The organism is Rhizobium sp. Leaf321 (assembly GCF_001423215.1).
Classification (GTDB): Bacteria; Pseudomonadota; Alphaproteobacteria; order Rhizobiales; family Rhizobiaceae; genus Neorhizobium; species Neorhizobium soli.
Genome location: NZ_LMOF01000006.1, coordinates 1,061,943 through 1,076,771 on the forward strand (window position 1 = coordinate 1,061,943; position 14,829 = coordinate 1,076,771).

15 protein-coding genes are annotated in these 14,829 nt (G+C 60.0%); 13 read left to right on the plus strand and 2 right to left on the minus strand.

The features are described 5' to 3' along the window. Positions 1–24: 24 nt before the first annotated feature. A complete protein-coding gene (locus tag ASF70_RS11440) occupies positions 25–1,086 on the plus strand; it encodes a porin (RefSeq protein ID WP_062579776.1) in 1,062 nt (353 codons plus the stop codon). Between the two features lie 94 nt (positions 1,087–1,180). Here the strand turns inward: ASF70_RS11440 and ASF70_RS11445 are convergent, their stop codons facing one another. Then, entirely contained in the window at positions 1,181–3,340 is a 2,160-nt protein-coding gene (locus ASF70_RS11445) for a lytic transglycosylase domain-containing protein (protein WP_082471868.1), read from the minus strand. Positions 3,341–3,573: 233 nt separating this feature from the next. Here ASF70_RS11445 and dapA point away from each other — a divergent pair, with 233 nt between their 5' ends. The 3 genes from dapA (at position 3,574) to ASF70_RS11460 (ending at position 6,128) form a co-directional block, all read left to right on the plus strand. Continuing rightward, on the plus strand, positions 3,574–4,458 hold the full coding sequence (gene dapA, locus ASF70_RS11450; RefSeq protein WP_062453396.1) for a 4-hydroxy-tetrahydrodipicolinate synthase: 885 nt from the start codon (positions 3,574–3,576) through the stop codon (positions 4,456–4,458). A gap of 109 nt (positions 4,459–4,567) precedes the next feature. Further along, entirely contained in the window at positions 4,568–5,044 is a 477-nt protein-coding gene (smpB, locus tag ASF70_RS11455; RefSeq protein WP_062453395.1) for an SsrA-binding protein SmpB, read from the plus strand. A 115-nt stretch (positions 5,045–5,159) separates the two neighbouring features. Continuing rightward, the gene (locus ASF70_RS11460; RefSeq protein WP_062579778.1) at positions 5,160–6,128 is read left to right on the plus strand and encodes a YbhN family protein; all 969 of its coding nucleotides are present in this window, start codon (positions 5,160–5,162) and stop codon (positions 6,126–6,128) included. Between the two features lie 61 nt (positions 6,129–6,189). Here the strand turns inward: ASF70_RS11460 and ASF70_RS11465 are convergent, their stop codons facing one another. Continuing rightward, the gene (locus ASF70_RS11465) at positions 6,190–6,768 is read right to left on the minus strand and encodes an NYN domain-containing protein (protein WP_062453393.1); all 579 of its coding nucleotides are present in this window, start codon (positions 6,766–6,768) and stop codon (positions 6,190–6,192) included. Between the two features lie 279 nt (positions 6,769–7,047). Here ASF70_RS11465 and rpoZ point away from each other — a divergent pair, with 279 nt between their 5' ends. The 9 genes from rpoZ (at position 7,048) to ASF70_RS11505 (ending at position 14,792) form a co-directional block, all read left to right on the plus strand. Continuing rightward, positions 7,048–7,455, plus strand: a complete 408-nt coding sequence (rpoZ, locus tag ASF70_RS11470) for a DNA-directed RNA polymerase subunit omega (RefSeq protein ID WP_062454756.1) — start codon at positions 7,048–7,050, stop codon at positions 7,453–7,455. 136 nt (positions 7,456–7,591) lie between these two features. Then, positions 7,592–9,850, plus strand: coding sequence for a bifunctional (p)ppGpp synthetase/guanosine-3',5'-bis(diphosphate) 3'-pyrophosphohydrolase (locus ASF70_RS11475; RefSeq protein ID WP_062579781.1), 2,259 nt, complete (start codon positions 7,592–7,594; stop codon positions 9,848–9,850). A 158-nt stretch (positions 9,851–10,008) separates the two neighbouring features. Next, positions 10,009–10,161 carry a DUF3563 family protein gene (locus ASF70_RS23625; RefSeq protein WP_082471869.1) on the plus strand — a complete coding sequence of 51 codons (153 nt, stop codon included), beginning with the start codon at positions 10,009–10,011 and terminating at the stop codon, positions 10,159–10,161. Between the two features lie 189 nt (positions 10,162–10,350). After that, positions 10,351–10,980: a DUF2062 domain-containing protein gene (locus ASF70_RS11480; protein WP_062579784.1), complete on the plus strand. Its 630-nt coding sequence runs from the start codon at positions 10,351–10,353 to the stop codon at positions 10,978–10,980. 15 nt (positions 10,981–10,995) lie between these two features. Then, positions 10,996–11,403 carry a holo-ACP synthase gene (acpS, locus tag ASF70_RS11485; RefSeq protein WP_062453390.1) on the plus strand — a complete coding sequence of 136 codons (408 nt, stop codon included), beginning with the start codon at positions 10,996–10,998 and terminating at the stop codon, positions 11,401–11,403. 200 nt (positions 11,404–11,603) lie between these two features. Continuing rightward, positions 11,604–12,359, plus strand: a complete 756-nt coding sequence (gene lepB, locus ASF70_RS11490) for a signal peptidase I (protein WP_062454754.1) — start codon at positions 11,604–11,606, stop codon at positions 12,357–12,359. Beyond that, a complete protein-coding gene (rnc, locus tag ASF70_RS11495; protein ID WP_062579786.1) occupies positions 12,356–13,075 on the plus strand; it encodes a ribonuclease III in 720 nt (239 codons plus the stop codon). Before lepB ends, rnc begins: the two co-directional genes overlap by 4 nt. Beyond that, positions 13,076–14,080: a GTPase Era gene (era, locus tag ASF70_RS11500; protein WP_162237978.1), complete on the plus strand. Its 1,005-nt coding sequence runs from the start codon at positions 13,076–13,078 to the stop codon at positions 14,078–14,080. Positions 14,081–14,276: 196 nt separating this feature from the next. Further along, entirely contained in the window at positions 14,277–14,792 is a 516-nt protein-coding gene (locus ASF70_RS11505; protein WP_062453388.1) for a hypothetical protein, read from the plus strand. The last annotated feature ends 37 nt before the right edge of the window (positions 14,793–14,829 follow it).

The window sequence follows — 14,829 nt, forward strand, 5'->3', positions numbered from 1 at the left end:
CTGCGTTTGTTTGGAGATTACGAAATGAACATCAAGAGCCTTCTTCTTGGCTCCGCTGCCGCCCTCGCAGCAGTTTCCGGCGCTCAGGCCGCCGACGCCATCGTCGCCGCCGAACCGGAACCCATGGAATACGTCCGCGTCTGCGACGCGTTCGGCACCGGCTACTTCTACATCCCGGGCACCGAAACCTGCCTGAAGGTCGGCGGCCGCGTCCGTTTCGACGCAGCCTATGGCAGCGCATACAGCCCGGATGCCGATGGTCTCTACACCAACAGCCGCGCCGAACTCTATCTCAGCACCGCTTCGGACACCGAAATGGGCACGTTGAAGACCAATCTTACGGCGCGCTTCGACTACGATCCGCGGTACGACGTTTCCGAAATCGACGGTAACAATACCCGTACACGCCTGATGGTTGCGACGATCGAACTCGGCGGCTTTGCGGTCGGCCTGCAGGATTCGCTCTATGAATCCTTCATCGATTACGCCGGTAACGTCGACAGCGACGACGTCATCAATTACGGCCCGAGCGAAGTCAACATGGTTGCCTACACCTACAAGGGTGGCAACGGCTTCTCGGCATTCGCCGCTCTCGAAGACGACGGCCAGAACGACAACGACACCGCCGGTGGCGCCAGCGACTGGCCGAATGTTGCCGCTGGTCTGAAATACGACACAGGCAATCTCATGGTCGGCGTAACCGGTGGTTACGACGAATCGGCTGAAGAAGGTGCCGTCAAGGCACGTGTCGGCGGCAAGTTCGGCGCTTTCACCGCCTTCCTGATGGGGGGCTGGAACAGCGACGGCGACAGCTTCAACTCCTATGCACCTGAAATCATTGACGGCTTCGGCTGGGGTGACTGGGCTGTCTGGGGTGGTGCCGGCTACGAGTTCAACGAAGACCTCGCTGCCAACATGCAGGTTTCCTACTCCGATAGCGACGTTCTTTCGGCTGTCGCCAACCTGCAGTGGACGCCGATCCAGGGCTTCCTCATCCAGCCGGAAGTTGCCTACACCAAGTGGAACAACGCCACGCTCGACGACGATGCATGGTCGGGTCTCTTGCGCTTCCAGCGCACGTTCTGATCACGACGATCAAACGCGAAAGGCCCGGCATCGCCGGGCCTTTTTTGTATTCGTGAACAGGAAAGCCAAGAAACGAAAGTTCTCGCGGGGAAGACTATCCTCGCCCCATCCGCAGGTCAGTGACGATATCCGATGTCTGGCCGAGCCTGATCTTGTAGACCTGATAGTTCTCCATTACCCGCTGCACATAGTTGCGCGTTTCGGGGAAGGGGATGCGCTCGATCCAGTCGACGACTTCGTCGATAGGCTTGCCGCGAGGATCGCCATAGCGGGCAATCCACTCGTTCACCCGTTTCGGCCCCGCATTGTAGGCGATGAATGTCATGATGTAGGAGCCGCCGAACGTCTCGATCTGCTCTCCCAGATAATGGGCGCCGAGCGTCGCGTTATAGCCGGCATCGCTTGTCAATCGGTCGGCCTTGAAGGCCAGCCCGTGGCGCCTCGCCACGCCCTGGGCGGTCGTCGGCAGGATTTGCAGCAGCCCGCGGGCGTTGGCCGGTGACACGGCTGTCGGATTGAACGCGCTTTCCTGCCGGGCGATCGCGTAGGCAAGCGCCTTGCCGGACCCCTCGATATTGGCAGCCGTTGGAATGACGCCCAGTGGATAGGCAAGCGCTGCAACGTCGATGCCGCGTGAAAAGGCACTCTTGCCGATCGAGAGCGACAGCGCATGGTCGCCCTGCGCTTCCGCGCGTGACGAAAGCAGCGCGAGTTCACCGGGGCTTGTCAGCTCTTCGCCAAGTGCCTTGTAAAGCGCTGCCGACCGGCGATCGTGGCCGGCGGCGTCCAGTCTTGCGATAGCCCGAACGGCCTCGCGGTTTTCGAACATCTGCCGGTCGGCTGCCGATGGCGTCGGATAACTGACATCGAGCGTCCGCGTGCCCAGCCTTGCGGCGGCGAGCTGGCCATAGAATGTGCCGGGGAACCGGGCAGCGCGGCTGTAGAATTCCGATGAGGAACCCGGTCCGCCAGCTTCCGCGGCGCGTCCGAGCCAGTAGAGCGCGCGCGATGCCGAGAGCGGACGGCTCGAGGCGGCAAGAATCCTCGAGAAATGCTTTTCGGCTGTGGCCGGATCGTTGAGCGCCCGCAGCGCGTACCAGCCCGCATGGAATTCCGCATCCACCTTGTCGGTGGAGAGAGCCGCCATTGGGTCGGACACCGTCCGGTAGGCCAGCCTGACATCGCCGAGATCGGCGAGCCCGCGGGCAACGATTCGCTGCTCGTTCCACCATTCGCTGGTGTTGATCAGACGGCCCGCTTCGCGCGGAGCCTTTGCAAGAAGCGCTGCGGCCTCCTGGTACTTGTCCTGGCGGCGCAGATATTCGATCCGCACGAACAGGGTAGCCGGATCGCTTGCCAGCGAACGGTCAATTGCCTCGATCGCCGGTCCTGCCGTCTTTGCGTTGACGATGACGGCGTTCCACGCCTTGTAGAGCGATTGCGAACCGCCGAGCTCGGCAAAGCGCTTCGCCTGCGCGCCGCGGCTGCGGTACATCAGGTAATCCATCCGCGCCCGGTGATCCGCAGGCAAAAGAAGCGCAGAAAACTCGGCAAGGATCCGGTCTTCCATCGGCTTGTCCAGCGGCTCGGATGCCCAGATGTTTTTCAGGATGCGCCCGGCATCGGCATGTTTGCCGCTTGCCACCAACGCCCTCGATAGAATGACGGCACCTTCCGGCGTTTCCGGTTTCGTCGTGCCGAAAGCGGCAAGCACCTTGGCCGGCGTCGGGTTTTCGCGGTAGAGCGCGCGTTCGGACTGCGCCCGCAGGGTGGAAAGCCCCGGCCATCCGACGAGCCTGCGCTGCGCAGCGGCAATTTCGCTCGAAGGAATACCGCGGGCGCCCGAGGTGGCAATCGCCCAGGTCAGGATCTTTTCGTCGAGCGAGCCTTCCTGCAGGCTGTCGCGCATGGCGATCGCCTGTGCGGCATCGTTGTCGGAGAGTGCATCGAGACCGGCCTTGAGAGCAGGGGCGGGAGCGGGCGTCGCAAGCGGCCGGTTCATCCTGGGGATTGCGCCGGTAATGTCAGGCACGGGAACCAGCGCCGGAATGGCCGGCGGTGTTGTCGGTGGCGCAGGGACGGGCGTCGGAACGGTGGTGAAGCCCGGAATTGCAGCGGGAGCGTCCGGCCTCACGAATGGCAGCGGTGCGACGCCTGCATTGGAACCTGGAGGTGCAGCGTAAGCCGGCAGGACCGCGACGCTGATTGACAGCGCTGCCCCGAGCGTCTTGAGGATTACAACGGGTTTGCTCATCCGGCAACTCGCGACAACGATGTTTCAGACCCCTTATTAGCTGCTGACAAGCTTAACAAAACCTTACCACAGCGGTCACGATCGCGCGAATTCTTAAGTGGAATTTACGCTGAAAACCCATGTACTTCCGCTTGTCGCCGCCCGGTCGCCGATTTATGGTGCCCAGCCTTATAGTCGCGGATTACGGCCGAAGCATGGATTGTACCATGCCCTTCGGCCTTTGGGAGTTTTGCATGTTCAAGGGATCGATCCCCGCTCTCGTCACCCCCTTCACCACCGACGGCGCGGTGGACGAGGATGCTTTCGCCGCGCATGTGGAGTGGACGATCTCGGAAGGCAGTTCCGGTCTGGTCCCGGTCGGCACGACCGGCGAATCTCCGACGCTCTCGCACGACGAACACAAGCGGGTCGTTGAACTGTGCGTCGAGGCCGCCCGCGGCCGCGTCCCTGTCATCGCCGGCGCCGGGTCCAACAACACCCGCGAAGCGATCGAGCTTGCCCAGCATGCGCAGACCGCGGGCGCCGATGCGCTTCTGGTGGTCACACCCTATTACAACAAGCCGACCCAGAAGGGCCTGATCGCGCATTTTTCCGCGGTCGCCGAAGCCACGGATCTGCCGATCATCATCTACAACATTCCCGGCCGGTCGGTCATCGACATGACCCCGGAAACGATGGGTTTCCTTACCAAGGCCTACAAGAACATCGTCGGCGTCAAGGATGCGACCGGCAAGATCGAGCGCGTATCCGAACAGCGCATCACCTGCGGGTCGGAATTTGTGCAGCTGTCCGGCGAGGATGCGACGGCACTTGGCTTCAACGCCCATGGTGGCGTCGGCTGCATCTCGGTGACGGCCAATGTCGCGCCGCGGCTTTGTGCCGAGTTCCAGGCCGCCACGCTTGCCGGCGATTATGCCAAGGCACTCGAGTATCAGGATCGCCTGATGCCGCTCCACAAGGCGATCTTCATGGAGCCCGGCGTCTGCGGTTCGAAATACGGACTTTACAAGGTCCGCGGCCTGAACCGCGCTGTCCGCTCTCCGCTGATGTCGACGCTGGAACCGGCGACGGAAGCTGCCATTGATGCAGCACTGCGTCATGCGGGTATCCTGAACTGAAGCCGCAGCGCTTCACTTTTGCTGCCTGGCGCATTACATAGAAATCGAACCCCGCTCATCGCCCATGGGCGGGGATTGTGTTTCAGATGAAGGGCGACGGAAGATTTCAATGGCCCCCAAAGGCAGCCAGCGCACGGTGAACAAGATTGTCGCGGAAAACCGCAAGGCCCGCTTCAATTACGAGATCCTCGATACCTACGAAGCCGGCATCATGCTGACCGGCACCGAGGTGAAGTCGCTGCGTGACGGCAAGGCAAATATCGCCGAGTCCTACGCCTCAGACGAAGGCAATGAAATCTGGCTGATCAACAGCCATCTTCCGGAATATCTGCAGGCCAACCGCTTCAACCACGAGCCCCGCCGTCGCCGGAAGCTGCTTTTGTCGAAGCGCGAGATCTCCCGCCTGCGTGTCGGTATCAACCGTGAAGGCATGACACTGGTGCCGTTGAAGATCTACTTCAATGAAAAGGGTCGCGCGAAACTCGAACTGGCGCTCGCCAAGGGCAAGAAGCTGCACGACAAGCGCGAGACCGAGAAGGAACGCGACTGGAACCGCGAGAAGTCGCGCCTTTTCAAGGCCGGTTGAGGCTGACCGGTCGGGCGTCGCGTTAAGCGCGTGCTCGAGCGAGCTGGAGAACCCTCACTGCGGAACAAAACCACACATCGCCCGTTTCAGCTCGTTATTTTGGGGCAAGTGGGCGATGACGAAGAAGCAGATCTTTACCTACATCACGATTGTCATCGGCTTCGGCGCCGCCGGCTACCTTCTGTACCACACGTTCCGCGAATACTCGCTCAGCGACATAGTCCAGTCCGTCCGGGATATCCCGACCTATAATCTCGTCATGGCGGGCCTGTTTGCCGCCGGATCTTATGTTTGCCTGTCCGGCTTTGATTGGGCTGGCGTGCGCTACGTGAAGAACGACCTCTCCTATCCCAAGATCGGCCTTGCCTCCTTCATTGCGCTGTCGATCGGCCAGAGTGTCGGCCTGTCGGGTCTCAGCAGCGGCGCGCTGCGCTATCGCTACTATCATCACTGGGGCATGAGCACCGAGGACGTTGCCAAGATCGTTCTGTTTTCTGGTGTCACTGTCGGCATCGGCATGGCCGTTCTGTCGGGTATCGTGATGATCATCAATCCGAAGGATGCCGCAACAGTCCTGGGGCTGTCGGAGGCGATGGTCATGGGGATTGGTTTTGCCTGCCTCGCCGTGACGGGTGTATATCTCATCCTCGCGGCAACGGTGCGCGCGCCTTTGAAGATTCGCTCCTGGAGCTTTGAGATGCCGACGCTCAGGATCGCCATCGCACAGGTGGTGATCGGCACGATCAATTTCGCGCTCGTATCCGCCTGTCTGCGCGAAGTCATGGCAGCGAGCGCCGATGTCAGCTACCTGAAGGCCGCGACCGCGTTCGTGCTCGCCAATCTGGCAATCCTCATTACCCATGCGCCGGGTGGCCTTGGAGTCCTCGAGGCAACCGTTCGCCACGTGATGGGCGACCAGGCGTCGATTGGTTCGCTTGTCGCGTTCCGAGTGATCTACTTCTTCATTCCGTTCTTTATCGGGCTTCCCCTGGCCCTGATCGTCGAGGGCGTGTTTCGTGCACGAAAGCGCAGCGCCGGGCAGGGGGCGTCATCTTCGGTGACGCCGGAGCCGCATTCGGCGTAGTCGTTTTCCCCAACAAAAAAGGCGCCGTCGAACGGCGCCTTTTTTCATTTCAGGGATGATCTCAGCCTTCGGCCGGTTCGGGAGCAGGTTCCGTCGGCCGCGGTGCGCGTTCTGATGGATCGCGGCCCACTTCGGCTTTCAGTGTCATCAGATCGATGAAATGATCGGCCTGCCGGCGCAGGTCGTCGGCGATCATCGGCGGCTGCGTCTGCATCGTCGAAACGACCGAGACCTTGCGACCGCGGCGCTGCAGCGCTTCGACAAGATTGGTGAAGTCGCCATCGCCCGAAAATAGCACGAGATGATCAACGGTCTCGGCCTGTTCCATCGCATCGATCGCGAGCTCGATATCCATGTTGCCCTTGATTTTGCGGCGGCCAAGCGAATCCGTGAATTCCTTGGCGGGCTTTGTCACAACCTTGTAGCCGTTGTAATCCAGCCAGTCGATCAGCGGCCTGATCGACGAATATTCCTGATCCTCGATCAGCGCCGTATAGTAATAGGCACGCAACAGATAGCCGCGCTTCTGAAAAGCCTTCAGAAGCTTACGGTAATCAATATCGAAACCAAGGCTTTTCGAGGCCGCGTAAAGATTAGCACCGTCGATAAAGAGAGCTATCTTCTCTCTTGGGTCAAACATATGTCTCCATCCCCTTCAAGCTGCTTGACCAAGGACCCGTCAAATGAAAAGTTGAGCCGATCGCTTAGGTATTTATCGGTTAAATTACCAGCTAATCATATAAATGTCATTTATGGTAGGATTCGCTTTTATCCAAGCAACCTTTCGTTGAATCTGGCCAGAGTCATCGCCACCACGGTCGGCGGCATGCGGCAGTCGGCATGAATAAACTTGAATTTCGCCGGCAATGGCTGTATCGGGCGTAGCAATTCCGAAAATAACGACCGCAAAGGACAGGCAATGGCCCGTGTCACAGTAGAAGATTGCATTGACAAAGTCGATAATCGTTTTGAGCTGGTGCTTCTCGCCAGCCACCGTGCCCGCCAGATCTCGCAGGGCGCAGCGATCACCATCGATCGCGACAATGACAAGAACCCGGTCGTCGCACTGCGCGAAATCGCCGACGAAACGCTCTCTCCCGACGACCTGAAGGAAGACCTGATCCATTCGCTGCAGAAGCATGTCGAAATCGACGAGCCCGAGCCCGATCCGGCAACCCTGATTGCTGCCGGCAGCACGTCGACAGCCTCTGGCAACGACGAGGAAGACGGCGCCGCGGAAACCGTCAATTTCGACCAGATGTCGGAAGAAGACCTTCTCGCCGGTATCGAAGGCCTTGTGCCGCCGGAAAAGAGCGACGATTACTGATTGATGCATTGTTTGGGCAAGGGACCGTTCATTCTCTCGCCCTAATCTGACTTGATATCTATGATGGCCGCGCTGATCTGATGGTTGGCGCGCCATTTTTATTTTGTTGGACCCGGTATCGAGGGCATTTCACGGGATGATGAGGCAGTACGAGCTTGTTGAGCGGGTGCAGAAGTACAAGCCCGAGGCCAACGAAGCTCTTCTCAACAAGGCCTATGTCTACGCCATGCAAAAGCATGGCCAGCAAAAACGCGCCTCTGGCGATCCCTATATCTCGCATCCGCTCGAAGTGGCTGCCATCCTCACCGACATGCATCTCGACGAGTCGACGATCGCCGTCGCGTTGCTGCACGATACGATTGAGGACACGACCGCGACCCGCGCCGAGATCGACGAGCTGTTCGGCGAGGATATCGGTCGTCTCGTCGAAGGCCTGACCAAGCTCAAGCGTCTCGATCTCGTCTCGAAAAAGGCCAAGCAGGCCGAGAACCTGCGCAAGCTGCTGCTGGCGATCTCCGACGACGTGCGCGTCCTGCTGGTCAAGCTTGCCGACCGGCTGCACAACATGCGCACGCTCGACCATATGAAGGCCGAGCAGAAGGCCCGCATTTCCGAAGAGACGATGGATATCTATGCGCCGCTTGCCGGCCGCATGGGCATGCAGGACATGCGCGACGAGCTCGAGGACCTGTCCTTCCGCTACATCAACCCGGAAGCCTATGCGACGGTCACCCAGCGGCTGGCCGATCTTTCGGCCCGCAACGAAGGGCTGATCAAGAAGATCGAGGACGAGTTGCGCGATCTTCTCGTCGCCAACGGCCTGCCGGACGCCGCCGTCAAGGGGCGCCAGAAGAAGCCCTATTCCATCTTCCGCAAGATGCAGTCGAAGTCGCTGTCCTTCGAGCAGCTTTCCGACCTCTACGGTTTCCGCATCGTCGTCGACGACGTCGCCTGCTGCTACAAGGCGCTCGGCATCGTTCATACCCGCTGGCGCGTCGTGCCGGGCCGCTTCAAGGACTACATCTCCAACCCGAAGCAGAACGACTATCGCTCGATCCACTCGACGATCGTCGGCCCCTCGAGGCAGCGCATCGAATTGCAGATCCGTACCGAGATGATGCAGGAGATTGCCGAATACGGGATCGCCGCGCATGCGCTCTATAAGGACGGCCAGTCGGGTGGCGCCAAGGGCGACGATCTTCTGCCCAAGGAATCGAGCGCCTATTCCTGGCTGCGCCATACGATCGAGTCGCTTGCCGAAGGCGACAATCCGGAAGAATTCCTGGAGCATACCAAGCTCGAACTGTTCCAGGATCAGGTCTTCTGCTTCACGCCCAAGGGCAAGCTGATCGCGCTGCCGCGCGGTGCCACGCCGATCGACTTTGCCTATGCGGTTCATACCAATATCGGCGACACCACGGTTGGCGCCAAGATCAACGGCCGTATCATGCCGCTTGTCACCCGTCTGAACAACGGCGACGAGGTGGAAATCATCCGCTCGGGCGTGCAGGTTCCGCCGGCCGCCTGGGAAGAAATCGTCGTCACCGGCAAGGCCCGCTCGGCCATCCGCCGCGCTACCCGCATGGCGATCCGCAAACAGTATGCCGGCCTCGGCTATCGCATTCTGGAGCGCACCTTCGATCGCGCCGCAAAGACCTTTACCCGGGAGGCGCTGAAGCCTGCTCTGCATCGGCTTGCCCACAAGGATGTCGAGGATGCGATCGCTGCCGTCGGGCGAGGGGAGCTGTCGTCGCTCGACGTGCTGCGCGCCGTCTTCCCTGATTTCAAGGATGAACGCGTTACCGTGAAGCCATCGGCCGATGACGGCTGGTTCAACATGCGCAGTGCGTCCGGCATGATGTTCAAGCTGCCGAACCAGCCAAAGGCACCGCTGGAGGATGCCCAGGCCGTCAATGCCGGCGATGTCGTTGCGTTGAGCCCGGAACCGGTTCCGATCCGCGGTCTTGCCGGCAATATGCAGGTGCGTTTCGCACCGAGCGGCGCCGTGCCCGGAGACCGTATCGTCGGGATCATGGACAAGGGCGAGGCGATCACCATCTATCCGATCCAGGCCCCGATCCTGCAGCACTTCGATGAGGAACCGGAGCGCTGGATCGATGTGCGCTGGGATCTCGACGAGGCCAACAAGTCGCGTTTTCTGGCCCGTATCGACGTCAACACGATCAACGAGCCAGGCACCCTTGCGACGGTCGCGAAGACAATCGGCGGTCTCGACATCAACATCCGATCCTTGTCGATGGCCAGCAATCGCGCCGCCGATTTCTCCGAGATCGCCATGGAAGTCGAAGTCTGGGACGTGCGCCAGCTCAATCAGCTCCTGACGCAGCTGAAGGAACTGGACTGCGTTTCCAACCTGAAGCGTGTCTACGACTAACCCCAGCCGACCGTCGACGCGGACTGCCTGTTTTGAGTGCGCTCCCCTGGAACGGGTATGCATTCAATGCAGGGCTGGGAGGTAACCCTTGCGTTGGTAAAGCCCGCTGGTTCAGCCTATATCTGCTGCACCGCAACATTTACCGAAAGAGACGTCAGATGTTTACCTCCGTCCGCAAGTTCGCCCGCGTCCTGCGCGGTCCTTCCGTCCAGGAACGCGAAATGGCATACCTCAATGAAGCCTGCGATCGCTTCGATCTCGAGCACCGCGTTCGCCAGATCGACCGTGGCATGTTCCGCAAGTCCATCTGAATTCAATGACATGACAGCGGCCCGGTCGTCTGTCGTGCAGTAGATCTATCCGGGGGCCGTGCGCGAAGCGGCCCGATGCCAGCGGCCAATTTTCGCCATCATCTTGGGCTTCCGCTACGAAGACCGTTTCCGAACTGAGATGATGGTTCTCGGATCCTTGACCGGACCGGACCAGAAAGAAGCTGCTTCATGCCCTTTCGGCGCCGCAAAGCCCCGACCTTCCGAGAAAAGCTGCATGGCGCAATATTCCCTCCGAAGGGGTTCCGCCGTGTGCTCGGATATTACCGGCTCAAGATCTTGCGCATCGGCGGTTCGCCGCATGCGGTTGCTGCCGGTCTTGCGATCGGCATGGTCAGCGCCTGGACACCCTTTCTCGGCTTCCACATCCTTTTTGCGATACCTTTTGCCTGGGTGCTGGGCGGCAGCATGGTCGCTGCGGCGCTTGGTACGGCCTTCGCCAATCCCGTTACTTGTCCCATCATCTGGCCCCTTACGTGGGAAATCGGCCAGTTCATCCTTGGCCGCGCTGGCGGCGGCGAAGCGCGGCCGGTCGATCTAGCGGCGCTGTTTTCCCAGCTCAAGCTATCGGAACTCTGGGACCCGATCCTGGAGCCGATGCTGATCGGCTCGCTGCCTCCCGGACTGTTCTGCGGACTGCTTGTCTATGTCGCGACCTATTTCGGAATCCGCAGTTTTCGCAACAGCCAGACGGAGCGTCGCCTTGCCCGCCGCAGCGAATATCAGCAGGCCTATGAGCGGGAATATCAGCCGGGGAACTTGACGGCGCAGCCGGCAGACCGCAAGTCAGTCGATGCTTGAGAAAGAGGGACTTTGATGATTATCGGCATGGGCAGTGACCTCATCGACATCCGTCGAGTTGAAAAATCCATCGAACGTTTCGGGGAACGGTTCACCCATCGTTGTTTCACCGATATCGAGCGCGCAAAGTCCGATCGTCGGAAGAACCGCGCCGAATCCTATGCTAAGCGGTTCGCCGCCAAGGAAGCCTGCTCCAAGGCTCTCGGCACCGGCCTTGCAAACGGCGTGTTCTGGAAAGACATGGGCGTTGTCAACCTGCCGGGCGGCAAGCCGACCATGGTGTTGACGGGTGGCGCGGGCGAGCGGCTGGCGGAACTGATGCCCGCCGGTCAGGAGCCTTTCATCCACGTCACGATCACCGACGAGTATCCCTATGCGCAGGCCTTCGTGATCATTGAGGCGCGACCGGTGGCCGCTCCGTGAGCGTACCCGAATTTGGCGAAGCGGTGGCCCATTGCCGCCGCTCTGTGAAGACGCTAAAGCATGTCCCGCAAAAGCGCGCAGCGGTTTTGTAGCTACAAGGTGCCACGCAGGAATGACCTGAACGGCGGGCGTGATCTCTCGAAGATTGCGGCACGTTTCACACAGGTAGCCATCCGCCGTGAAGAGAGAGATTGAAATACGTGTCCGATAACGCCGAGACGAAGCCGCAGAATGCCCTTTGGGAAAACATCAAGGTCATCATCCAGGCCTTGCTGCTGGCTATGGTGATCCGCACCGTCCTGTTCCAGCCCTTCACGATTCCGTCCGGCTCGATGATGCCGACGCTCCTGGTCGGCGACTATATCTTCGTCAACAAGTTCGCCTACGGGTTCTCAAAATATTCGATGCCGTTTTCGCCGGACCTGTTTGAAGGCCGTGTCCTTCAGTTCAGCGAGCCGAAGCGCGGCGACGTGATCGTGTTCCGCCTGCCGCAGCAGCCGGAGATCGATTACATCAAGCGCCTGATCGGCCTTCCCGGTGACCGCATCCAGGTTCGCGACGGCGTCCTGTTCGTCAACGGAACAGCCGTGCCCAAGCAGGGCGACGGCGCTTTCACATCCGACTACCGCTCCGATCCCGGCACCAACGTTCCGGTCTTCCGCGAGACGCTCGACAACGGCGTGACCTTTGACACGCTCGACCAGTCCCCAAGCTCGCGTGGCGACAACACCCGCGAGTTCGTCGTGCCGGCGGAACACTATTTCTTCATGGGCGACAACCGCGACAACTCGCTCGACAGCCGCTTTGACGAAGGTCCGGGCATGGTTCCGGCCGAAAACCTCGTCGGTCGCGCCAGCGTCATCTTCTTCTCGCTCGGCAACGACACGTCCTTCCGCGAGATCTGGAAATGGCCGTCCAACATGCGTTGGGACCGTCTCTTCAAGGGCGTTCATTGATGAAACCGCTCTCACTCTCGGATGAAGAACGCGGCCGTCTCGAGACGATAATCGGCCACGTCTTTTCCGAGAAGCAGTGGCTTGACCGGGCCCTGACCCACGCCAGCGTCGGTCTTGCCAAGGATGCCAATTACGAGCGTCTGGAGTTTCTGGGCGACCGTGTGCTCGGGCTCTGCGTTGCCGAACTTCTGTTCACCACCTTCCGGTCCGCACCGGAAGGAGAGCTGTCTGTGCGCCTTAATCAGTTGGTCAGCGCCGAAAGCTGTGCCATTGTTGCAGACGAGATGGAACTGCACCGTTTCATCCGAACCGGCGCCGACGTCAAGAAGATCACCGGCAAGCGGATGATGAACGTCCGCGCCGATGTGGTGGAGAGCTTGATTGCCGCCCTTTATCTGGATGGCGGACTGGAAGCTGCCCGCGGTTTCATTCTGCGTCATTGGAAGGGGCGTGCGACCCGCGCCGATGGCGCCCGCCGCGACGCCAAGACGGAATTGCAGGAATGGGCACATGCCAAATTCGGCGTGACGCCTTCCTATCGCATTGACGACCGCTCCGGCCCGGATCACGACCCGCGCTTTACCGTGACGGTCGAGATTCCCGGTGTTTCGCCCGAAACGGGCGCCGACCGGTCGAAACGTGCAGCCGAACAGGTGGCTGCCACCAGGATACTCGAACGCGAAGGCGTCTGGCAGAAGACCTCTGCTGAAGACTGATTGGACATCATGATCGAAGACAACACCATCGAAGGCAAAGACGAAGACGTAAACGCCGTTCAGCCGGAAACCGCGGTCGACGAGGCGGCGGCGGAACAGGCTGAAGCCGGTCCGACCCATTCCGGTTTCGTGGCGCTGATCGGCGCGACCAATGCCGGCAAGTCGACGCTGGTCAACCGTCTCGTCGGCGCCAAGGTGTCGATCGTCAGCCACAAGGTGCAGACAACCCGCGCCATCGTTCGGGGCATCGCAATCCACAACAACGCCCAGATCGTCTTCATGGATACGCCCGGCATCTTCAAGCCGCGCCGCAGGCTGGACCGCGCCATGGTGACCACCGCCTGGGGCGGCGCCAAGGATGCCGACATGATCGCGCTCCTGATCGACAGCGAACGCGGCCTGCGCGGCGATGCCGACGCGATCCTCGAGGGTCTGAAGGATGTGCATCAGCCGAAACTGCTGCTTCTGAACAAGATCGATCAGGTCAAGCGCGAGGATCTTCTGGCGCTTGCTGCTGCGGCCAACGAAAAGATCGACTTCGTGCGCACCTTCATGATCTCGGCGACGACCGGTTCGGGTTGCGACGATCTGATGGACTATTTCTCCACGACCCTGCCGGAAGGCCCCTGGTACTATCCGGAGGATCAGATTTCCGATCTGCCGATGCGCCAGCTTGCTGCCGAAATCACCCGCGAGAAGCTCTTTCTAAGGCTCCACCAAGAGCTTCCCTACGCCTCGCATGTCGAGACGGAGAAGTGGGAAGAGCGAAAGGATGGCTCCGTCAGGATCGAACAGGTCATCTATGTCGAGCGTGAAAGCCAGAAGAAGATCGCTCTCGGCAAGAACGGCGACGCCATCAAGGCAATTTCGACAGCGTCGCGCAAGGAACTGACCGAGATCCTTGAACAGCCCGTTCACCTGTTCCTTTTTGTGAAGGTCAGGGAAAATTGGGGAGACGATCCACAACGTTTCCGCGAAATGGGCCTGGAATTCCCGAAAAACTGAATGTTTGACCGTTTTTGGCTTGCCGACTCCTTCCGATGCGTTAGCTTGATATCGGGAGAAGGAACTGCTGTGTAATTTCGAATGTTAGTAAATTCGGAAATGCTTAATTGTTATTTCCTAAAATACGCCGACGGGTTACGCTGGTTGTATTGAAGGACTGAGGCGATCTCGGCAAATCGTGGAGGTGGTGCCAGGCATGAGCGATATAAGACGTTTTGATGCCTTCAGTGGTATGGATCTCAGCGATGCGGTTGGGTTCTTCAGCTGGAACGTTCAGGAGAACAAGGTCTACGGCGATCAGGTCTTCGCATTCATCTACGGGGTCCCCTACAGGGACCTCGAGAGCGGCGCGCCGATCGAACAGGTCATCGTCAACGTCGACGATGGCGACAAGCAGCGCGTCGCAAAAGCCCTGCACGAGTCCATCATTTCTGGCAAAAAGTGCCACCAGAGTTATGGGATCACCCATGTGGACGGTCGCCGCGTCACGGTGACAGGGCAGGGACGATGCCTTCGCGACAAGCTCGGCCTGCCGTCGATCTACACAGGCTCCGTTACCGCTGTCGAAGTGGGCAGTGGTGCTCATTCTGGCGATCCACTCAAGACCCATTGTCTCGAGGCTTTGAAAATCGCCAACAGCCGCCGCCACGCGCTTGCGGCCCGCTACCTGTCCTCCGCACTCAACGTGCTGGATGGCGGCAAAAAAGCGTAAAGCATCCATGGTTCGTGCAAATTGCGGCTGCATCCTC